Below are 20,299 nucleotides of genomic sequence, written 5' to 3' on the forward strand. Positions count from 1 at the left end.
CTCATTCAGCGACTGGAAATTTGTGAGAGAATGTTTTCTAATCCCGTAAGATTTAAAACATAAGACGAAAGACTGATCCCGTAAGATCAGCAATTAAAAAAGTATTAACTCAAAAAATAATAAAAAATGAAATTTTGACCGCATTTCTACAAAAAAAACAATTATTAAATATCCTTAAATCAAAATAATCTGTAAGGATGCAACCAGAAAATTCAAAAACAACAATCAATAAATTACAACTTAAAATTAAAAATTACCATGAGAAAATTACTACAGGTCTTTGGAGTACTTATGTTATTAATCAGCAGCTTTACCTACGCTCAATACAGTCCTGGTGGATGCATTCCAACTCCTCCACCTTTGGACAGGCTGATTTTGAATCCTATCGGAGATCAGGGTTTTCCGGTTGATAAAGCCACTAACTTATCTAATTTCTTAGTTTCTATGAACAGAACGATTGATAATGGTCAGACTTCGGGAGATTTAACACAGTATGAAAAGGACTACATTAATAATGCAAATTATATCTGGGCAAAAGGTGTAATTGCATCGACTAATGCAAATGTCAATGATGTGGTTAACCAAGTAAACAGAAAATTAGCTCAATCAAGAAGCATTGAGGATAAGGCATTTTGTGTTTTGTTTTTATATGAAATTCAAATGCTTCAGTCGAAAGGGATGGTAGATAAATCTTCTACTATTGCAAAAAGACCGTGTACACCAAAAGAGAAGTTAGAGTTACTTGCTACTGGAGCTGCTCTTGGATCATTGGCAGAGCCGGGATTGGGAACTGCTTTAGGAGCTTTGGTAGGAGCTGCAATTGGGGCCTTTGGAGGATGCTAATATGAAAAAAGAACAAATTTCAATAATTGCATTCATAGCAGTTTTAGTGATTGGGCTCATTAGATTCAGCAATTCGTCTATATACGAAGCACTATCTACCGATCAAGCGGATACTATACAGGAATATGTTAAGAAATCAATTTCTTGGGGAATATTTTTTGGAGCCAGCATTATGTGCATGATCCTTCTTATAAAGAGATTGACACAAAAATTATCTAACAAAAAAACTAACTAAATAAACTCATCTGGAGGTTAAAAATATTAAACACTAACCTCCAGATATTTAAAACAAAAAAATTAAAACCATGAAAAAACTATTAAAATTTGCCGGCTTATTTATGTTGCTTATCAGCAGCTTCACTTTTGCACAATACAACCCGGGAGGATGCATTCCGACACCGCCGCCACTTGACAAGTTGATTAAAGAACCTATAACGAATGACATGTTCGGAGATCCAAATGCTAAAATCAGAAGTGAAGAGCTGTCACAGACATTATTAAGTTTTCAACAAAACTTATTTAAATATTCATCTGGGGGAACTGTTCCACAAAACCTGATCGATACCGTTGAGAATTCAACTCAGACTGCTTATTATCAATTACCTCAGTCTTTAATTGATAAATCATCTTCGATTAGAGACTTACGCTCTAAAATCAGGACAGCATTAAAAACTGAGAAAAATGTAAATATGATTGAATTTTATGTTGGTTGGGAATATCAACTTCAAGTTGTAGAAAATTCAGGTCTAAACTATCAATCTGCACGATTTGGGTGGGGATGCATAAGTTCCATCCTGGGAGGTGCTGCTGTTGGAGCTGGTGTCGGAGCTGGTGTTGGAACTGTTATACCTGGAATCGGTACTGCTGCAGGTGCTGTTGCCGGAGGTCTAATCGGAGGAACTATTTCTGGAATTAAAAACTGTAAATAATCTAAAAGAATGCATTCTATAATATTTTTACAACTGTATATAAACGAATTTTTTCATTAACCATATAAAACTAATTATCATGAAATTATTATTTATTCTATTAGCAGCACAAATATCTGCTGTTGTCTTTACTGATAACTATCAGGAAATGTGGAACCTCAAATCTGTTTTAAGCCTAAGCGGCCTCGTCGGATTCTCTGGAACCTTAATTAGCATAATGCTTAACTATAAAAACTAGATAAGTATGAAAACTAAAAATATCGCTGTTGCATTTCTACTCGCAGGTTCATCAATGACTTCTGCACAAGTTTTATCAAGCTTAGATAAGGGCTTAGTGATTGGAAGCTTGTTAATTCAAGGATATCAGGCTATTAAAGGAAGCTCGACTAAAAAAACTCCTGATCCGAACTCTAAAACAGTAGAAAGCTTCTGTTTTAAGAATAAGATGGAGGAAAAAATTTTAATAAAACTCGCTGCTAAAGTTGAAGATGAGACAATTACTAAAGATTTAGTGATACAAAAAGATGGCAAAGAATGTACATATAATCTACCTAAAGCTGTATATCAGTATGAAATCCAATTATCAAGTAAGGATGTTTATAAAAAAGGTGAATATAATGTACTGGAGGAAACTCTCATGACTATCAACCATGACTAAATAAATGTTTCTCCACTTTCCTGTGGAGAAATATTTTATTAATTTTAACAAAACTTTGACTATGAGAGAATTTACAGAAAAAGATCTTTATGAACTAGCTGAGAAGATTGAAGAATTTAAAGCGAAGAATTCACAAGCAATTAAACAGCCCCATATTACCATAGGCTATCAGGGAGACATTGAATCAACTAATTATGCGAATCAAATAGCAAATAGACTTACTGAAAGTGGAAATAATATTGAAAGCATTATACTTTTTAGTTCAGGAAATGCTGAAGATCACTATTCAATTTCATCGGCTCCGGATAACTCTATACTAGTTGAGATATTTTCGGAAAAATAAGTATCAGACCTAACAAATTGTTAGGTCTTTTTATTACAACAATTTATAAATGCAGTTCAGTATTTTATCAAACTGAAATTTTTGTATGGAGGGTTGAATGGCAGAATATAGTTCTTGTTGTTAACGGGTGTCAAAATATTGACACCTGATCTTTGATAGAAATCGGCAACATTCTTTATTTTGCTGCGTGGTACCGGAATATTCTACCTGAACCTGAGAAAATATATAGCATAGAAGCTTTTAGCAGATAAGACTCAAAATTGGGTTTTCTATCATGTCTTAGTCAATAACATTCAAAAATTTCCAAATATCCGTCTCACCTATCTTAAGAGATGGAGATTTTGTCATTTATCAGGCGTTAGATTTTATATTCTCTAATTTTTCCTTAAAATGATTTGAAAATTTTACAGAATCAGTTTTTTTACCATTCACAAAATTTATCATCTCTTGTAACAATAATTCATTATCATCCGTAGAGTGTTCTGAAGATCTTCCATTTAAAACCATTTGAGGCATAACAACATTATTATTTTCTCCTAATTCTTTTTCAATATGATTAATACATACAAACTTACCATTGTCATTTTTTGGCATATTGTAAATCCCACATTTGAGCAGTTAGATTAAAGGTAGTTAAATCGAATTAAATAACCTTTATATACTTTCTAAAACTTGAATTATGAGCAAGAATAGGATCACGAATGATTTCGTTTCGCCACCATAAATAATTCTCAGCCTTATAATCCAAATCGTTTTCCAAGAATATTGGTTCTTTCAAATAAATTAAAAAATTAATAAAGCCGTTTACGAGGTTTGGAAATCTCTGGGCATCCGTTCGCGCTTCAATAGTTTTTCAATACGGTAAGAAAGCCTCTGAAATATGTGCGAGAGATAAGAATCATTGTAGAAGTGGAAACAGTAAAATCTTAAATCTTTTTCTTCCTCTCCGAAAATCACATCTTCAACATATCCCATAAAAGTAGGCGTGAGAATTAAGAAGTCTGCTTCCATGTTTTTTGTGAGACGTTCGTATTCGGTGTATTCTATTTTACTTTGATAATTTTACTTTTTCAGTTTTTTCAGGCTGAATCAATTTATATTCTGTCTTTTTTAAAACTTCAATTTCTGTGTTGTTGTCCTCGCTGTCAGTATTTCGCATTGAAATAGCTGCAAATATTACAGTAAATATGGGACCTAGAATATCCTTTGAAAAAGTTATGGTCAAAGCAATAATACCAGTTGCTAAAGTTATAAGTTGTTTCACCGTATCAGCAGCAAAATCAAAAGCTTTTTTTTCTTGTTCATTCACAACTAACAGAATGGCCATAAAGGGCAAATTGCATCTCTTATACCATTAAAACTTTTATAGTCGAGAGTGTTTCCGTATTGGGATTTAGCTAATCTCTCTATAAGAACGTCCGTATTCATCAAAGCTCTAGTGTTTTCTACTACCGATGAAGCCTCATTAAACGTCATTCTATCAACTGCAATATCAATTAAATTACGAATATTTCTTTCGGTGTCTTCGGTTAAATCTAAACCTAACTCTCTTGCTTTACCTTTTGCTCTTTCAAATAGTAGCTCTTTTAGTCTTTCTCTCATGTAATAATTTTAGATTTCTAATATACAGAAGATAAATCACTCAATAGTTAAGTTTCTAATTGCATCATCTTTTTCCTACCCAAAAAATGTTTTATTTTTCTAAATAATTACCTAGAAGATTATTTAAAAGCTGCGGAAATCCATCAACTTTTAGTTTTACCTGATCTCTTTAAGTATTCAATTTTAAGCAAAAAAGTATTTTGTCAGCTTTATAATATCTTTACTACATGAAAACAAAAGACTTTATTTTTTTCGTGTGGTTTTTGATGATAACGGCAGCAACGTATGTATCAATTGATGCGTTCAATCACTTTAAAATTTTGATAGAATTTGGAATGTCATATTGGAGAATTGCAGGCTTTTCAGTGATTTACGTAGCGTTATAAGTCTGCTGTTAATCTACTATTTAGCTGTTATCAGAAATAATTTTGATGATGACGTACGGTAGCCTCTCATTAATGTCGCTAGCTTTAATGTCTATTTTGCTTCCTAAACTCCCAAGGAGAAATAGCATGAACATCACTCCAAAGACCTAGTTTCTTTTCTTGTGCTTCCTGCTCCAATTTACCTAGATTAGAATTTTTTGAGAAGTAATGATACCACCAGCCTAGTCCAGTCTTTATAAGTTCTTCGGAAAGGTATTTGTGATCGTCATAGTAAACTTTTGCGATTGTCCTGCCGTACCTGTCTGTATCTGTTTCAATAAAGATGATCTCCTTACCAAATACAGCAGCACTGGTAAAGTCCTTTGCATTTTTACTGAATGCCTGCCCGCTTTCCGGACAATCGACTTCTGCAAGGCGTAACTTCTTTTGAATATTCCCTTCAAGCAGAACGGTAATGGTATCTCCATCACTGATTTTAATTACTTTAGCTTTAATCTGAGCCGAAATAATAAAGGAGACAAAAGTGAGAGATAGTAGAAAAAGTCTTTTCATCATATAGTAGAATTTTAAATTTATTTGTGTTTGATCTTCGTCACCGCTATTTCGTCACTATTGATTATATTAAAAATCGATCTTTATAATTTTATTCCTGTTTCCTGTATGTTATATATTGCTCCGTGAAGAATATTTTCAGTTAATGTTTCTTGATGGGTTAAGTTGTAAGCATCTCTAACCAACTGTAGACCTCATCATCAGATAAAGCTGCGAGATATACATATAACTAACACCGTGCTTGATTGTCGAAATAATTAGCATCAAATGTCAAAGGATACTCTGCTTCAAATTCCCATTTTGCTGTGAAATATCCATCAAATTCAATACCTTTCGCATTCACCTGATATTGTATGAAACCAATTATATCGTCATAAATTTTGACATGCATCATCACAGCCATCTGCGATTTGACGTAGTACTACTAATGTGTCATTAGAAATGCTGAATTTTAAAAATCTAGTGTTGTTATATCCCTGAAAACAGTTTTAACAATTCCCCGTATTTCCACAATTTCATCTGCTCCGATTGAAATTTCAGGAAAATCTTTGTTCAGCGGTATAAGACAGTTTTTATCCAGATCAATTCTCTTTGCCGAGAAACCTTCACCTGATATATAAACGACCGCCAAATCGCCGTGTGTTGCTTCGAGATCAGATCTTATAATCATATAATCGCCCGGCATGATAAAGGGAAAATTTGATAGCCCCTTTGCCTTGCCTATAAATGTCGCATCGGGCTTTGAAAGAAATTTTTCGTCTAAGCTAATCCTTTTACCTGAGAAATCTTCAGCAGGAGATGGAAATCCGTTTGCAATATCATCATGCAATTCAACGTAATACCGCTCACCCTCTTTCTTTACCGGAAAAAATTCTATCTCACTATAGATATTTTCTGCTTTTTTTAAAATCATGATATTAAAATTAAGTCATCCCATTTGGTGGTATAACACTTTGACAGTGTCTCCCTAAGCATTTTTTCCCTCTTCTTAATATCCTGAGAAGCCAATGTGACAACGGGGTCTGATTTTGAAACGTTTAAATAATCCATAACTTTCATTAGTTTCTCGTGCTTCGGATTTTCATTAAAAAATAAATTGCCTTGCTTATAAGGTTCAGGACTGATTCCATGCACTACAACACCCGTCTTTTTATATCCATAGCCCTGTTTGTAAATTATATTCAAGGCTTTAACAGCATATTTTGAAATCGTGATATTAGAGTTAGATGCGAAAGGAAGGTTCAATATTACTTTGTTGGCGTACTGCGGTTCGTTTTGTTTGAATTTATTCGTAATCACAAATACTTCAATTTTGCTGCAATAGGATTGTTCCCTGCGAAGCTTTTCCGCACATTTGGTAGCAAAGGTTGAAACCCTTTCAGAAATATTTTCGTAGCTATACTCATCATGAGCAAAACTTCTGGTTGTTGCTATTGCCTTCTTACGCTCGGTTTCTTCCAGATCGAGATAGTTAAGCCCTGAAAGTTCTTTTTTAAGTCTTAAACCTACAATGCTAAGTTCTTTTTGAACGGTGTAATCATCCAGTTGTGTAAAATCGTAAGCAGTCTTAACGCCCCATCCCATCAGTTTTTTTGATAACTGACGACCAATACCCCAGATATCTTCTATTGAGAGCCATTTCAATGCCTTAATTCTTTTCGCATCGGTATCAATAACATAAACTCCACCAACTTTCTCCGAATACTTTTTTGCTATTTTATTGGCGACTTTTGCCAATGCTTTGGTAGGGGCAAATCCAACTGAAACAGGAATCCAGCAGTTTTTTTTTACCACCTTTCGCATCTTCTGACCATATTTGGTAAGATTGTACTTTTCATAGCCTGTGAACTTCAGAAAAATCTCATCTATAGAATATACTTCCATTTCAGGAGAAAACTCAGCCAGTGTACTCATTACTCTTTTGCTCATATCGTCATACAGTTCGTAGTTGCTTGAAAAGATGTGGAGATCTTTGTTTGATTCAAATTCTTTAAGCTGGTATGCGGGCAGCCCCATTTTGATCCCTATGTCCTTAGCTTCATTACTTCTGGCAATCACGCAGCCGTCATTGTTTGATAAAACAACGACAGGCTTTCCATTGAGATCAGGCTGGAATGCCCGTTCGGAAGAAGCATAAAAATTATTGCAGTCAATTAAGGCAAACATAAAAAATCGGGAATGAAATTTGGTGTAAAGTTAGACAAAAATCAATCCGAAAAACAAAATATATGTGCTACAGATTCTCCACCCAATTCACAGCAAAACAACTCGAAGAGTATTATACTGCTTATGAAATCGAGAATGAATACCACCTTCTCGATGAACTGAATGGCTTTAATTATCCTGAAACAGCCATAATAATGGACAAAGCACCCACCGAAATAGTCACTGGAAAATGGGGTTTATTTCCATCTTGGGCTAAAGCTGATTTTCAGAAAAAGGCAAATACGCTTAATGCAAAAATAGAGACAGCAGAGACGTTAGCTTCTTACAAAAATTCAGTAAGCAATAGGTGTCTTATACCGGCACATAAGTTTTACGAATGGCAATGGCAGGATTCAAAAGGCAAAGAAAAGAAGAAGTTCAGTATCGGGTTAAAGGATCATGAAGTATTTTCCCTTGCCGGAATTTATAATTTATGGACGAATCCAGAAACTGGTAAATCGTACCGAACTTACAGCATTTTAACTACTGAAGCAAACGATCTGATGTCAGAGATCCACAACACAAAAAAGAGAATGCCTGTATGCCTGAATAGGGCTATGGATCAGGAATGGTTAGAAGGTAGATCGCTACAAGATTTTTCATTCCCGAATTACAATCCTAATTTAACAGCTGAAGAAACAGGTGGAGGAATCGTTGATTTGTTTTCTCCATCTAAAAATAGTGACTGATCGTTAGTATTTAACGCAATTAATAAAGAAACATCCGAAAGGAAACTGAAGAGGACACTATGTCAATCAGAGAAGCTGTTATTGAGATTAAAGAAGATTCAAATGCTTTCAAATTGATATAGATGCAGCGAAGTAAGAAAAAAAAGGTTATAATAGGCTGTTGTAAAAAATAATAAAAACAAAACAAAGGAATAGTTGCAGATTATTAAACACAAGTTCAGGCCTGTCGGTATAAAGAAAAATCTTCAACTTCCAGGTCGTATTTTCCTTTATAAACTTGCTTATTAAAATCTGTAACAATTTTGAAATGGCTATCTTTTTTCTTTTTTTCTTTTGAAAATTTAATACAGCAGAAGTCTCTGATGATAACAGCACTCCCTCAGGACTGATAGAAAATTATAATAATCAGTTTTATATTAATAAAAATGTAGCAGATATTATTGTTTTGTGGGTCTGCCAAAATTCTACACTCTCCCATTCTAAATATCAATAAGTGAATATCATTTGACTAGGAGGTCAAGGAAGGTCCTTAATATTGTTTCATATGAAACAATAAAACCTTAAATCGTGCATTGTGATAAGCCAGCAGACTGAGAATAAAATCGACTTTCAAATTTCAATTTGGATTTACAGAAAACTATGGAAAATAAAAAATAATAAACATTTATAAAATAACTTTTGATCATCCATTAGCTGAACGTGTCTAAAGTCGTGTGGTTAATCAAAAGAAATGTTCTCACGAAATAGGTATGTATCCATCTATTAATATGATAATACAAATAAAATTTTATATTAGCAGGATAATTAGCTTAATGCAAGCTAGCCTTAATTTTATGAAAATAGCACTACAAGCATTGATGATTTTAGTTTCATCAACAGTTTTCTCACAAACTCATAATGAAAAAATAATTTCTATTTTAAAAGCAAATGGAAGTATTGAAGGATATAAATCTTTCATCATTGATATGACGATTAATCCACTGAAATATAATTCTAACAAGAGCGATAGTCTGAAACTTGTAGAAATTGAAAAAAAATTAACTGATAAAGAAATTGAAAAAAGACTTTCAAAGGCTTATTCGGAAGTTTACAATGAATCTGAGATTGATGAAATTTATAAATTTTACAATTCAGCAACGGGTATAAAGCTCTTAATGTCTTCTGATATTTTAGAAGAAAAATTTAGGAACAGTTTTCTAGATGTGCATAATGACATAAAATCAATTCTTGACGAAGCAATTGCTAAAAATCAAAAAGAATCTGAGGACAATAGAGAAATTCCAATTCCATCTGAAAAGGAGGATGGATTTTATTCTGTTACCAATCTCCCAAATTCAAATTATAAATTAGAAAATTTAATTTTAGCATTAAAACCCGAAGTTAAGAAAAGCGAAATATTAGAAATCAGAGCATCAAAGGATGAATTAAATCGGAATATTATAAATCTGACTTTAACTAAAAAAGGAGCAAAAAAATTCAAAATACTTACTGAAAATAATATCGGAAGACCAATTGCAATTGTCCTTGGCAAAATGCTCATATCAGCACCGAGAGTTCTGACTGAAATACCTGATGGAAGAATTCAAATAAGTGGAAATTTTACAGATGAAGACATTCAGAAATATGTAAATTCACTGGAAAAATAAAAACGAAAGCTAACGGGGGATTTGGTAATAGCGGTGTGTTGAAAGCCTGCAATTCACGTTTTTCGCAACGGTAGAAATTTCTGTTTTTAGTTGAAGTTCCCTTTTCGATTAACCAACCTTTAATGAAGTTATGTGTACATGTACAAAAGCAGATATGAAACTTCTTGAGCTTAATTGTACCTTTTGTATAAATCCACTCAATGCAGATCCAAAAAATGAAAGGAGAGGATGCTGAAAAGCACCCTCTTGCTGTGATTTTAGCTGTTCTGATCTCTGAAAAATAGCTATAACATATATCATAATTTGTAACAACAAGGGCTAGTATTTTAACCTAATCTAATTATTCCTCCATACCCATTATGGTGATATTTCATCAGATAATATCGTTATTAAGATCCCCGATCAATACGTATCAGCATCATCAAATTCTTTCCTGATCCACTCCACTTCTTTCTGATCTTTTAGAAAATAATCCCACCATTCCATGGTTCTGACAGTTAGATCAACATTGTTTTTTGGGGAATGTAATAAATTATGACCTCCCTCTGGATAAAAGAGTGCGATGACAGGTTTTCCATACCGTTTAAGTCCAATGTAGAATTCCATGGTGTGATCCCACTTTACGTTTTCATCCTTTAATCCTGTCCATAAGAGAATTGGCGCAGATACCTGATCAACATAATGGACAGGATTGTTTTTAAAATACATTTCCTTATCATCAGCAAAAGATCTGTTGAATGCGTACTGCCCGTTTTCAAACTGCCATGTCAGGGGAAGGTTGTTATTGTAATTGAATGAAAAATAGGCTCTGATAATATCACTATGCCCGGAACCTGTAAGAAAAGCTGCGAAACGTTTGGAATGCGTGGCAATAAAATTGGTTTCAAATCCTCCCATGGAATGACCGGTTAAACCAATTTTATTTTGGTTGATGTTGGGATGATTTATCAAGGCATCCAATGCTGCGTTAACACAGTCTAGTGCGGAAAGACCTGCTCCCTTCTTTTCAAATACGATGTCGGGCAGGAAAATGAAATACCCATTTTCAAGATATTTCCCCACGTCGAAACCTATACTGCTGTTATTGAAAAGATATTCGTTTGACCTGTTGCTTCTCATCTGATAAATGCTGACGATCATCGGGTATTTTTTGGAAGGATCAAACTCAGCCGGATAGTACAGCAGACCCTTTAGTTCTCTTCCCTCTCTGTTTTTATACCCTACTATGTCCTGCTTAATTGCAAAAGCTGTTCTGTCGTTTGTATTTCCGTTAAAAACAACTGATTTTTTTCCGGTAATATGATTATATAAAAACAATTTCGGAGGCATATTGTAATTCTCCTCAAGAGTGTAAGCAGTTTTACCCATCTGATCTGCCCGGAATTCCCTGATATTATTGATAACAGGAGCAAGTACTGTTGTCCACTTTCCATGATGGTATGAGAGATATGAAGTTTTATTATCTGATGTCTGGAGTCTGACGAGTAAGGGTTTGTTTTCAGAAACAGTACTGGTCGAAATATGATACATACTGTTCAACAAGACGGTATCCGTATTGCTTACTGTTGTTTTACTGCCTTGGGTTCCGTTAACAGGACTGCAAATTCTTTTTTTCATATCAAAGAGATACAGTCCCGTCTTACTTTCAAAAAATACCTGCTGCCTTTCTTCATCGTAAACAGGTTTTTCAAGTCCTTCCTGATCAATTGTAAATTGCTGTCCTGATTTTATCTTGTACAATATCCATTTCTTGTATTCTGAATGATAGCTTAACAGGTCATTTCCTGAAGAGGAAACGACAATTTCCCTTGAACTCCTGAGAACTTCGACTGCTTTGTTTTGCTTCAGATGATAGAGATAAACGTTGATCATGGGAACACGGGTATCATACCTGAAATTTTTGCGGGGGTTAAATGCCAAGACATGTTCCCTGCTGTTAACCGGAGCAAAAACAGTGAATTTCTTATCCTGTACAGGAGCCGGGAGGAGATCTTCATCCCTCCATATAAAATAATGCTTTTCCTGCTGTCCTGAAATTTTAGCCTGAAGATCCCCGTCACTGCCATACCAGATATCAGGTGTTACCACTGGAGGTATAACTTTTGATTGTATATCGATCCAAAGGGCTCTTTCACCGGAGATTTCACTGATCTCGGCTCTTATAAATGTATTTGCCTCACCGACTTTAAATGACCTGACAGATTTATTTTTGAGATCTACTATGGTATAGAAAACCTCCATACTTTTTTCATCAGTTTCCGTAACTGCAATATACCCTCCCGATTCTGTCAGGTGACTTCGTTTTATTAGTCTGCCGGTTTTGTAAACCTCAATAGGATTATTTCCTGAAAAATCGGTTACGTAAGTCTGACCATCTTTTTTGGAGATGACATACAGTATATTCTCATAATCTGTATGGATACTTACTGCGTTATCCATACTTTTCTGCATTGTGGCATTTTCATTATATACGGACAGAATATTGTTTTTGTAGAGGATGAAAAATCTTTTCTGTGAACTTAGAACCGCTGTCTCTTTCACGTTCTCAAATGGCTTTTTTTCCTTGTTCAGCAGATTGATCCACTCTGCCCTTCCGCTTCCGGATGCCAGAAAAGCATTCTTTCCTGAAAAAGCGGTATTTCCGTTCATCTTAACGAAAGTGGCCACAGGAAGATCAGGCTTTTGCCTGTCAAAAACGAGCATGGTGTCCTTTGAAGAAACATATATTTTTCTGACTGCTGACCATCTACCATCTTCTGATACCAGAAGATTTCCGAGGATATATTGAGCCTGGTTTTTTTGCTGATCAGCCGAATCGCTGACTGACTTCTCCCCTGCCCTGACAGATACCATCAGGAAAAGGAAAAAGACAGCAGAAATAACTTTTAACTTAGTATCCATTGTTTTGGGGATTGAGATTGGCATTGAGTAAAATTTCCTTTTGGGGTATTGGCCACAGCTGATGGAAAGATTTCCAGTTGGGCTTGACCACGGTAAGCTGATCGAGTTTCCCGAAGCGTTTCAGGTCAAAAAAGCGATGCCCGGATTCCGTAAAAAATTCCTTCCGTCTTTCAGAAAGAATTTCGTCCAGCATAAAATCTGCAGTAACAGTTCCCGAAATCAAAGGAATCTGAGCACGCTGCTTTATGCTGTTGATCAGAGGCAGTGCCTCAGCAGTTTTCCCCTGACGGGTAAGAACTTCAGCCAGTGACAGATTGACTTCCTCCAGTCTGAAAACTATGGAATACTCATTGGGATTGGCAGTGGTATTTTTGTATTTATTGGCTCTGTACCACGTATTCGAACCTACTGTTACAGATGCAGTCCAGTGCTGTCTTCTGAGGTCACCTGCAGTAAAGGAACTGATCATACCGGAACTCAAAGCCACCGTAGTCGGAGCCGAGTTATTGAAGTAATACGACATTGCTTCTTTAGTAGGCTCATTGGTATTTCTGGGTTTAAGCTGCCAGAGGATATGTGTTCCTGATTTATCGAATACTTTAGTGAGATCATTCTGAAACTGATACAGCGGACTTTGCCTGATGTTTTTCAAAAGCAACTCTGCCTCATTCCATTTTTTCTGAAGCATGTTGACTTTTGCCAGCATGAGCTGTGCTGTTTTACGGTTGGGAAATATCCTCTCCGTACTGCGGTACTGATCACTGCTCAGTGTAACTGCCTCCTGCAGATCACTTTCAATTCGGCTGAGAACCTCAGCGGAAGGTGTTTTTGAAATGCTTTGGTTGATCATGTAGCTTGTGGTTACAGGATACGGAACATCTCCGTAGATCTGCTGGAGGTAAAGGAAAAGAAGGGACCGGACTATAAGAGCCTCACCACGGATCCTGTCCTTGTCAGCACGAGAAAGTGACTGTGAATTTTCTGCACCTTCCATGATGGCATTGGCCATGTAGATTTTCTGATACGCATTGGTCCAGTAACTGAGAACCGTCGGATTGGAATTCACCAGACTGTTCTCGAAGATTTCAGTGATTCCACTGCTTGAACCTGTACTGTACGAGCCTAGTTCATCTGTATACAGTCCAAACAGTACTCCGGTCTGATTTCCTGAAACTGGTGAATTCTCCCATAATCCTGAATATAAACCTGCCAGTGCAGCATTGGCGGTCTGAACAGTTTCAAAAACCTGATCTGAGGTGATCTGATTGTTGGGTGTATCCGCTTCCAGCATATCTTCGCAGGAGACAGCAGTAGACATCAGAAATAAGAGGATTGTATAGATTATGTATTGCATTGTTTTCATTTTGATTGATTTAGATTTCTGGTGACAGCTAGAAGCCCAGCTGAACACCAAAGGAATAGGTTTTTAAAGGTGGAAGAAATGAACCTGAGCCTGTTTCAGGATCGATTCCGAAATAATTGGTCACAGTCAGAAGGTTCTGCCCTTGTATAAAGATTCTGGCATCCTTGAACACTGTCTTGTCTCCCACAGGAATTTTATAGGAAAGCTGAATGTTTTTCAAACGTATAAAGGAGGCATCGGAATATGCGGCATCACTATTCTGAAGAAGTGTGTGTGATGGGTTCGATACGGACACATAGGGCATGTAGAATCCTCCTGGGTTGGAAGGTGACCAGACATTGAGCGCTTCAACGGGAAGGTTGTTGAGTGATCCAGGGATGGGCATAACCGCATTGTAGTTTCTGGCTTTTTGTTTGACAAACTGAAACAGAAATGACATATTCCAGTTTTTATATTTCAGCTGGTTGTTCCATCCTCCGAAATACCGTATTCCGATGTTCTCAATAACCTGTCTGTCATCAGGGGACGTAATCTTTCCGTCTCCGTTGAAATCAGTGAATACATACTGCCCTGTCTGGGGATTGTTACCTTCAAGCTGGTACACTCTTACAATCTGAACCGGCTGTCCAATAATATAGGTATTGGCATAAGTTGAACCTGCAAGACCGGGGAAGCTGATCAGCTTGTTTTTCGGAAAACTGATATTGAATCCGGTTTCCCATTGAAGACCCGTTCCTGTAAGGGGACGTGCATTGAGGTCAAATTCCCAGCCTGTATTTTCAACCACAGCATCCAGATTGGCATTGACCGTGGAGAAACCTGTTACAGCAGACAGCTGATAGCCGACCAGCTGATTTCCTGATCGGTTTCGGTAATGGGATGAAGTGAGGTTCAGCCTGTTTTTAAATAAACCCAGTTCAAGTGCCATCTCCAGTTTTGTGGTCTTCTCCCAGCTGAAATCGGGATTGTACAGTCTTGAAGGCAGCAGTCCTGTAACACCGTTGTACACTGCGGCGGAAGTTACTGTGTAGGTATTGAGATATTGAAAATCACCTATATTGTCACTTCCTGATGTTCCGTAACTTCCTCTGAGTTTTCCTGAGCTCAGCCACTTTGATTCTTTAAAAAAGTTCTCCTCTGAAAAAAGCCATGCTGCACCGACGGCTCCGAAGTTGGCAAATTTGTTATTGGGACCAAAGCGGCTGCTTCCGTCTCTTCTTCCCGTAATATTGACAATATATTTTTTGTTCAGCTGGTAGTTGACTCTTCCGAAAACAGCTCCGTACCGGTATTCTGTGGTCAGATGGTCTCCTATGGTTTTGGTCTGCGCCGCCGCAATGTTCATGATAAAGGCATTGCTCTCAAAGCCGTTACCTGAAAGTGATCCCTGGGTAGTATCATCTGACTGGTAGGTGGCTCCTGCAAGGATATCAAACCTGTGATTTCCTTTCTGAAAGTTCCAGTTGACCTGAGGTTCAATAATGTAGGAGAATTTATTCTGATGATAGGTGCTTGAATTGGAATAAAAACTGGACTGACCCGTAACAAATGAGGGATTATAGATGGTATTGGGACGAAGTGCCCATTCTTCAAACGCCTGATAGTTGATTCCTCCGTTCAGTCTGAGTTTAAGATTTTTAAAAATCTCATACTCCGTATTGAAATTGTTGAGAAACTGCAGGTTTTCATTGCTGTAGCTTCCGTTGTATGCTGCCACAGGATTGCTGAATGTATTATTCTGCCAGTTTAAACTGCCGTCTGCGTTGTACAGTGCCGGTGCATTGGGTGAAAGAAGATAGGCTCTCCGCGTGATATCCTCCGCAATGACATTGTTTTTCTGTGTGGAAAACATATTGGATATGGTGATGCGGAATCTGCTGTCAGCAGAGCGGTGATTCAGGTTGGATGAAATATTATTGGTCTTGTACTGATAGTCCTTTGAATAGACCGTTGTCTGTTCCTGATGCCCTGCACTGACAAGAAAGGTAGTGGTATCACTGCCTCCGTTAAGTGAAATCTGGGTATTGGTGGCGGTGGCGGTATTTCCAATGAGCTCTTTGCGCCAGTTGGTATCACGGCTCTGATCCCAGGCTCCGTTGACATCATAGGCAGTTGCAGGATACACGGATACTCCTGAATTACTGAATGCCTGTTTTCTCATGTTGATGTACTGCTCTGAATTCATCATTTCAAGGTTGGAACTGACTGTACTCATGGAATACATGGTATTGAACGAAAGTCCCAGCCTGCCTGATTTTCCTTTCTTTGTTGTGATCAGTACAACACCGTTCGCTCCTCTTGAACCGTAGATGGCTGTTGCATCTGCATCCTTTAATATCTCAAGACTTTCAATATCCTGAGGGGAGATGCTGTTTAAAGGGTTGATGTTTCCTAAAGGAATGGCACTTCCTGAATACTGTGAGGTTACTTCACTGCCTATGGGAACTCCATCGACTACATACAAGGGTTGATTTCCGTCTGATCCGCTGTTGGATAATGTTCTTAAGGAATTCTGACCTCTGATTCTGATCTGATATCCGCCTCCGGGGGTACCGCCATTTTGGGTAATGCTGACACCGGACATTCTGCCCTGTGCTGCTGAAAGTACATTGGTGATCGGTTGGTTTTCTATATCCTTTGCGGAGATTTTGGCAATGCTGCCTGTTCTTTCTTTGTCTTTGACTTTGTAGTAGCCTGCGTTGAGGACAACTTCTTTTACTTCGTTGACATGTGTATCAGAGTTAAGACTGACATTGATGACGGACTCATTATTGGCGGAGATTCTTTGTTCTGTATAGTCAGGGTGACTGAAGATTAGGATGGGGTTTTCTGCTGAAACCTGTAATGTATAGGTCCCGTTTTCGTTGGTAGTCGTTACTTGGTCGCTGCCTTCTTGGGAGATTGTAACTCCTGAAAGGGTTTTATTGGCTACAGTAACGGTACCGGAAATGGTGCGTGTTTGGGCTTTTGTGTTGGTGCTGACAGCGGTCAGCATAAGGCCAAAGAAAATACCTCCTATCTTGTAATAGGAATTTTTCATAGATTTGTAAAAGGTTTTTAATCGTTAAATTAATTACTGATCTGCTCTTTCCCTGTGTCTTCAAACTGTATGGGAAGGGGCTTTTTTGTTTTTTTATTTTTTTGTAATTAATGTGATAGATTCATCGATTGATAAAAACTTTCCTGATGCCCTTTAGTATGAAAAAGGACTGGTGAGGTTCTGCAAGCAGTGACCGCAAGGCACCGGAAAGAATTTAATATGAATGAAATCTTTGTCCCAAGTTGGCATTTTATTGCCTCAATAGGTTGTACCCTCCTATTGTATCGTGCATGATACTATTTTGTAAGCAGGGCTTAGATTGTAATGTAGAAATGAGCGAACAGCATTGAAAAAGACGGCATGGAACTCTACATTATCCAATTCGGGGTACTGGTATACCTTTGACACAGATAAGAGAGCCCACGCCTAGGTCGTGAGCTTTCTGCTTATCATCTCGTGTCATAAAAGTACCAGTTTTCGAATTGAGATTCTAAGCAATAGCTTCTATTTTTCTTTGAAGTATCGCAAAGTTACATTTATAATGTAACCAAAGCAAATATAACAAAATAACGACATATACGTCGTTGAATTTGCAAATTTTTATAAATTATTTTACAGTAGTGCAATATCAAAAGAAAGTATTTAGATATAAGGTTGCTGTAGGCGTTACAAATAAAAGATTAAGGGAAGGAATTTTCATTAATAATAAACCTATGACTCAGATATATTTAAATAATGATATAAAGGAAAAATACAATATTGATTGGAACTGCGCTCGCGAAGAATCACTTCCAAATACAACTCTGCAAAACATCCATCTTATCTGTGATTATTTCAAAATTGATATCAGTAAATATTTCACAGTAGTCAAGGAGGTCAGCGACGATGAAATTGACGAAGCAATAAATTCGAAGAAAAAACTTATAAGGCTATATTCTATATACTTGAAATACTAAATCCTGACTTGTTGTCAGGATTTTTTTTATACTATGAATAATTGTAAATATTAAAGTTAAAAATCCCCAATAAATGGATAAGAACTAATAACCATGAAAGCTCATTTCTTCTGTGAAATATACAAATATTTTTTATTAGATAACATTATAAAACGACCATCCTCAATAAAACAAAATTATGTAAATTGCAAAAGAAAGTATTTTAAAATTTCGGATGAGAATAATTGTAGTAGCCGACATACATGGTGATGATGAAAAATTTAGAAAAGCGTTAAAATCTGTTTCTTTAAAAAAAGCAGATAAATTAGTTTTACTCGGTGATCTAATCGATCGAGGTAAGAATTCAAAAAGTGTATTAGATACACTTTTATTATTAAAACAAAATGGATTCGAAAACATAATTTACATTAGAGGAAATCATGAGCAGATGTTATTGGATTCTGTTGAAAATGATGAAAAAGAATATATCTGGATAAAAAATGGCGGGGACAAAACTCTTAAGAGCTTTAGAGTTAATTTTGCAAGTCAAATCCCTGAAATTTATATAAACTTGTTAAAAAGTTCAATAATGTATTATGAACTACAAAATTATATATTTGTTCATGCAGGTTTAAATTTTGAATTGGATAATCCCTTAGATGATTCGCATTCATTAATGTGGATTCGTAACATTTCTATCGAAAAATATCAGAAATCTAAATTTTCTTCAAAAATAATTATTCATGGCCATACTCCCTCTGAGAGGTTTAAAATTTTAGAAGACTTTCAAAATTCTAAAATTATTAATTTCGATAATGGAATATATTTAAATGGCGCTGAATTTGGAAAATTAACAGTAGCCGATTTAACTAACAACAAAATATTATTTATATAAAATGAAAATAATTGACGTCCTCGGTCCTATAAATACAAGAGGTGGACATGGAATAATTGAAAAAGTAAGTTGTGATGATGGGCAAACTTATGCAAGAAAAACATTTTCATTAGTCCCTAATCATAGTATCTCAGCTCATGTTGTTGATAAATGTAGAAGTAGATTTATTAGAGAAATCAGAATTCAGAAGCAACTACAAAAGGAATATATTATTCCAATAGTGCATTATGACTTATCAGGGCCTTTCCCTTGGTACTTAATGCCTATTGCAGATTATGACTATGGTCATGAAATCGAACTTATTAGAACTACTTCTAAACAACCTGATGGCTTAGGTGATATATTAAATGCACTAGAATATTTACATACACTTGGTTATGTTCATAGAGATTTAAAACCAGGAAATATACTTTATCATGATGGATTTTGGAAATTATCGGATTTAGGTTTAGTAACACCCGATAAGGATATAACAGATTTATCCATCACCTCGTCAAATGAGTGGTCTGGCACAGTTATTTATATGGCTCCAGAACAACATACTAATTTTAAGCATGTTGACAGGAGAGCAGATATATATTCATTTGGAGCAATACTTCATGATATTTTTGGTAATTCTACACGCTTACCTTTTTCAAGTTTCAGTTGTTCTGGAGAAATGGGTGTTATTTTGGAGAAATGCTCGAAAAAGGAGCCTAAAGACAGATTCAGCAATATTGGTATTTTAAGAGATAAGTTACTATACATTTTATCAAAAGGTCCTGCCACTGTTTCATCGACTTCGCAAGAACAGATTGAGAAATTTGAAGATTTAGAAAATTTTAATATAGAAAATTTTACAGATTTAATTTTTTATATAAAAGAGGATGACGTAGATTTAAATAGCATATTTAAAGAATTAAATAATGAAATTTTAGATAAATTGTTTTCAGTTGATAATGATTTATTTATAGAGTTTAGCCTTTATTATGTAGATTGGATAAAAAAGAGTTCATTTAGTTTTGATTATTGTGATGTCGTTATAAAATTAATTCAAAATATCTATGATAAAGTTGAAAATAATGATTTAAAGGCAAATTGTGTAACTTCGGCTGCTCAACTTGGTAGAAGCCATAACAGATGGTTTGTTATGGAGAATGTTGTTAAAATGGCTAATGCAGATATAGATGAAAACCTAGCCTTTAGAATTCAGATTGAAATTGAAGTTGAACCTCGTAATAAAAGTAATTTTGAACTTTGTGTAAAGCAAATAAATCGCAATAAAAGTGCTTATCATAATCTGATTGCTCAAGCTTTGTAAGCATAGACTCCA

General features: G+C 35.9%; 19 protein-coding genes. 8 read left to right on the top strand and 11 right to left on the bottom strand.

Going from position 1 to position 20,299, the window contains the following annotated elements; translation table 11 throughout:
* Positions 1 to 258 precede the first annotated feature (258 nt).
* The 4 genes from ASG31_RS04220 (at position 259) to ASG31_RS04240 (ending at position 2,773) form a co-directional block, all read left to right on the top strand.
* Entirely contained in the window at positions 259 to 843 is a 585-nt protein-coding gene (locus tag ASG31_RS04220) for a hypothetical protein (protein ID WP_131725494.1), read from the top strand.
* Positions 844 to 1,148: 305 nt separating this feature from the next.
* Positions 1,149 to 1,772: a hypothetical protein gene (locus ASG31_RS04230; RefSeq protein ID WP_131725495.1), complete on the top strand. Its 624-nt coding sequence runs from the start codon at positions 1,149 to 1,151 to the stop codon at positions 1,770 to 1,772.
* A gap of 244 nt (positions 1,773 to 2,016) precedes the next feature.
* A complete protein-coding gene (locus tag ASG31_RS04235; RefSeq protein WP_056028402.1) occupies positions 2,017 to 2,430 on the top strand; it encodes a hypothetical protein in 414 nt (137 codons plus the stop codon).
* Between the two features lie 61 nt (positions 2,431 to 2,491).
* On the top strand, positions 2,492 to 2,773 hold the full coding sequence (locus tag ASG31_RS04240) for a hypothetical protein (protein ID WP_056028405.1): 282 nt from the start codon (positions 2,492 to 2,494) through the stop codon (positions 2,771 to 2,773).
* A 351-nt stretch (positions 2,774 to 3,124) separates the two neighbouring features.
* Here the strand turns inward: ASG31_RS04240 and ASG31_RS04245 are convergent, their stop codons facing one another.
* The 8 genes from ASG31_RS04245 to ASG31_RS04270 form a co-directional block, all read right to left on the bottom strand.
* Positions 3,125 to 3,367: a hypothetical protein gene (locus ASG31_RS04245; protein ID WP_056028408.1), complete on the bottom strand. Its 243-nt coding sequence runs from the start codon at positions 3,365 to 3,367 to the stop codon at positions 3,125 to 3,127.
* Between the two features lie 210 nt (positions 3,368 to 3,577).
* On the bottom strand, positions 3,578 to 3,784 hold the full coding sequence (locus ASG31_RS18445; protein WP_131725496.1) for a hypothetical protein: 207 nt from the start codon (positions 3,782 to 3,784) through the stop codon (positions 3,578 to 3,580).
* A gap of 37 nt (positions 3,785 to 3,821) precedes the next feature.
* The gene (locus ASG31_RS04250) at positions 3,822 to 4,100 is read right to left on the bottom strand and encodes a hypothetical protein (protein WP_056028412.1); all 279 of its coding nucleotides are present in this window, start codon (positions 4,098 to 4,100) and stop codon (positions 3,822 to 3,824) included.
* Positions 4,085 to 4,375 (bottom strand): hypothetical protein, encoded by a 291-nt coding sequence (locus ASG31_RS04255; protein WP_056028415.1) that lies wholly within the window; start codon positions 4,373 to 4,375, stop codon positions 4,085 to 4,087. Before ASG31_RS04255 ends, ASG31_RS04250 begins: the two co-directional genes overlap by 16 nt.
* Before the next feature lie 470 nt (positions 4,376 to 4,845).
* Positions 4,846 to 5,316 carry a thermonuclease family protein gene (locus tag ASG31_RS04260; RefSeq protein WP_231433808.1) on the bottom strand — a complete coding sequence of 157 codons (471 nt, stop codon included), beginning with the start codon at positions 5,314 to 5,316 and terminating at the stop codon, positions 4,846 to 4,848.
* Between the two features lie 226 nt (positions 5,317 to 5,542).
* Positions 5,543 to 5,707, bottom strand: coding sequence for a hypothetical protein (locus ASG31_RS18500; protein ID WP_157844434.1), 165 nt, complete (start codon positions 5,705 to 5,707; stop codon positions 5,543 to 5,545).
* Between the two features lie 57 nt (positions 5,708 to 5,764).
* Complete coding sequence (locus ASG31_RS04265; protein WP_056028418.1) at positions 5,765 to 6,226, bottom strand: LexA family protein; 462 nt, start codon at positions 6,224 to 6,226, stop codon at positions 5,765 to 5,767.
* Positions 6,223 to 7,479 carry a Y-family DNA polymerase gene (locus ASG31_RS04270; protein WP_056028421.1) on the bottom strand — a complete coding sequence of 419 codons (1,257 nt, stop codon included), beginning with the start codon at positions 7,477 to 7,479 and terminating at the stop codon, positions 6,223 to 6,225. The genes ASG31_RS04265 and ASG31_RS04270 overlap by 4 nt, the downstream gene beginning before the upstream one ends.
* 62 nt (positions 7,480 to 7,541) lie before the next feature.
* Here ASG31_RS04270 and ASG31_RS04275 point away from each other — a divergent pair, with 62 nt between their 5' ends.
* Entirely contained in the window at positions 7,542 to 8,207 is a 666-nt protein-coding gene (locus tag ASG31_RS04275) for an SOS response-associated peptidase (protein ID WP_056028424.1), read from the top strand.
* Positions 8,208 to 9,040: 833 nt separating this feature from the next.
* Positions 9,041 to 9,853: a DUF2059 domain-containing protein gene (locus ASG31_RS04280; protein ID WP_157844435.1), complete on the top strand. Its 813-nt coding sequence runs from the start codon at positions 9,041 to 9,043 to the stop codon at positions 9,851 to 9,853.
* Positions 9,854 to 10,255: 402 nt separating this feature from the next.
* Here ASG31_RS04280 and ASG31_RS04285 read toward each other — a convergent pair whose 3' ends face one another.
* From ASG31_RS04285 to ASG31_RS04295, 3 genes are read right to left on the bottom strand one after another with little or no spacing between them, the layout of a single operon-like run.
* Positions 10,256 to 12,754, bottom strand: coding sequence for an alpha/beta hydrolase family protein (locus ASG31_RS04285; protein WP_056028430.1), 2,499 nt, complete (start codon positions 12,752 to 12,754; stop codon positions 10,256 to 10,258).
* Positions 12,744 to 14,108 carry a RagB/SusD family nutrient uptake outer membrane protein gene (locus ASG31_RS04290; protein ID WP_317038650.1) on the bottom strand — a complete coding sequence of 455 codons (1,365 nt, stop codon included), beginning with the start codon at positions 14,106 to 14,108 and terminating at the stop codon, positions 12,744 to 12,746. Before ASG31_RS04290 ends, ASG31_RS04285 begins: the two co-directional genes overlap by 11 nt.
* A 37-nt stretch (positions 14,109 to 14,145) precedes the next feature.
* Complete coding sequence (locus tag ASG31_RS04295) at positions 14,146 to 17,157, bottom strand: SusC/RagA family TonB-linked outer membrane protein (protein ID WP_056028433.1); 3,012 nt, start codon at positions 17,155 to 17,157, stop codon at positions 14,146 to 14,148.
* A 1,170-nt stretch (positions 17,158 to 18,327) separates the two neighbouring features.
* Between ASG31_RS04295 and ASG31_RS04305 the strand changes: the two genes are divergently transcribed.
* Both ASG31_RS04305 and ASG31_RS04310 read left to right on the top strand, forming a co-directional pair.
* Positions 18,328 to 18,987 carry a metallophosphoesterase family protein gene (locus tag ASG31_RS04305; protein WP_056028438.1) on the top strand — a complete coding sequence of 220 codons (660 nt, stop codon included), beginning with the start codon at positions 18,328 to 18,330 and terminating at the stop codon, positions 18,985 to 18,987.
* Between the two features lies 1 nt (position 18,988).
* Positions 18,989 to 20,287 carry a protein kinase domain-containing protein gene (locus ASG31_RS04310; RefSeq protein WP_056028441.1) on the top strand — a complete coding sequence of 433 codons (1,299 nt, stop codon included), beginning with the start codon at positions 18,989 to 18,991 and terminating at the stop codon, positions 20,285 to 20,287.
* Positions 20,288 to 20,299 lie beyond the last annotated feature (12 nt).

This window comes from Chryseobacterium sp. Leaf404 (assembly GCF_001424145.1).
Classification (GTDB): Bacteria; Bacteroidota; Bacteroidia; order Flavobacteriales; family Weeksellaceae; genus Chryseobacterium.

Excerpts from the sequence above, each read along its gene's own strand:
- ASG31_RS04285 (WP_056028430.1), bottom strand. The coding sequence starts at position 12,754 with ATGGATACTAAGTTAAAAGTTATTTCTGCTGTCTTTTTCCTTTTCCTG.
- ASG31_RS04255 (WP_056028415.1), bottom strand. The coding sequence starts at position 4,375 with ATGAGAGAAAGACTAAAAGAGCTACTATTTGAAAGAGCAAAAGGTAAA.
- ASG31_RS04295 (WP_056028433.1), bottom strand. The coding sequence starts at position 17,157 with ATGAAAAATTCCTATTACAAGATAGGAGGTATTTTCTTTGGCCTTATG.
- ASG31_RS04250 (WP_056028412.1), bottom strand. The coding sequence starts at position 4,100 with ATGGCCATTCTGTTAGTTGTGAATGAACAAGAAAAAAAAGCTTTTGAT.
- ASG31_RS04240 (WP_056028405.1), top strand. The coding sequence starts at position 2,492 with ATGAGAGAATTTACAGAAAAAGATCTTTATGAACTAGCTGAGAAGATT.
- ASG31_RS04245 (WP_056028408.1), bottom strand. The coding sequence starts at position 3,367 with ATGCCAAAAAATGACAATGGTAAGTTTGTATGTATTAATCATATTGAA.
- ASG31_RS04275 (WP_056028424.1), top strand. The coding sequence starts at position 7,542 with ATGTGCTACAGATTCTCCACCCAATTCACAGCAAAACAACTCGAAGAG.
- ASG31_RS04270 (WP_056028421.1), bottom strand. The coding sequence starts at position 7,479 with ATGTTTGCCTTAATTGACTGCAATAATTTTTATGCTTCTTCCGAACGG.
- ASG31_RS04260 (WP_231433808.1), bottom strand. The coding sequence starts at position 5,316 with ATGATGAAAAGACTTTTTCTACTATCTCTCACTTTTGTCTCCTTTATT.
- ASG31_RS04235 (WP_056028402.1), top strand. The coding sequence starts at position 2,017 with ATGAAAACTAAAAATATCGCTGTTGCATTTCTACTCGCAGGTTCATCA.
- ASG31_RS04305 (WP_056028438.1), top strand. The coding sequence starts at position 18,328 with ATGAGAATAATTGTAGTAGCCGACATACATGGTGATGATGAAAAATTT.
- ASG31_RS04290 (WP_317038650.1), bottom strand. The coding sequence starts at position 14,108 with ATGCAATACATAATCTATACAATCCTCTTATTTCTGATGTCTACTGCT.
- ASG31_RS04265 (WP_056028418.1), bottom strand. The coding sequence starts at position 6,226 with ATGATTTTAAAAAAAGCAGAAAATATCTATAGTGAGATAGAATTTTTT.
- ASG31_RS18445 (WP_131725496.1), bottom strand. The coding sequence starts at position 3,784 with ATGGAAGCAGACTTCTTAATTCTCACGCCTACTTTTATGGGATATGTT.
- ASG31_RS18500 (WP_157844434.1), bottom strand. The coding sequence starts at position 5,707 with ATGATGCATGTCAAAATTTATGACGATATAATTGGTTTCATACAATAT.
- ASG31_RS04280 (WP_157844435.1), top strand. The coding sequence starts at position 9,041 with ATGAAAATAGCACTACAAGCATTGATGATTTTAGTTTCATCAACAGTT.
- ASG31_RS04310 (WP_056028441.1), top strand. The coding sequence starts at position 18,989 with ATGAAAATAATTGACGTCCTCGGTCCTATAAATACAAGAGGTGGACAT.
- ASG31_RS04230 (WP_131725495.1), top strand. The coding sequence starts at position 1,149 with ATGAAAAAACTATTAAAATTTGCCGGCTTATTTATGTTGCTTATCAGC.
- ASG31_RS04220 (WP_131725494.1), top strand. The coding sequence starts at position 259 with ATGAGAAAATTACTACAGGTCTTTGGAGTACTTATGTTATTAATCAGC.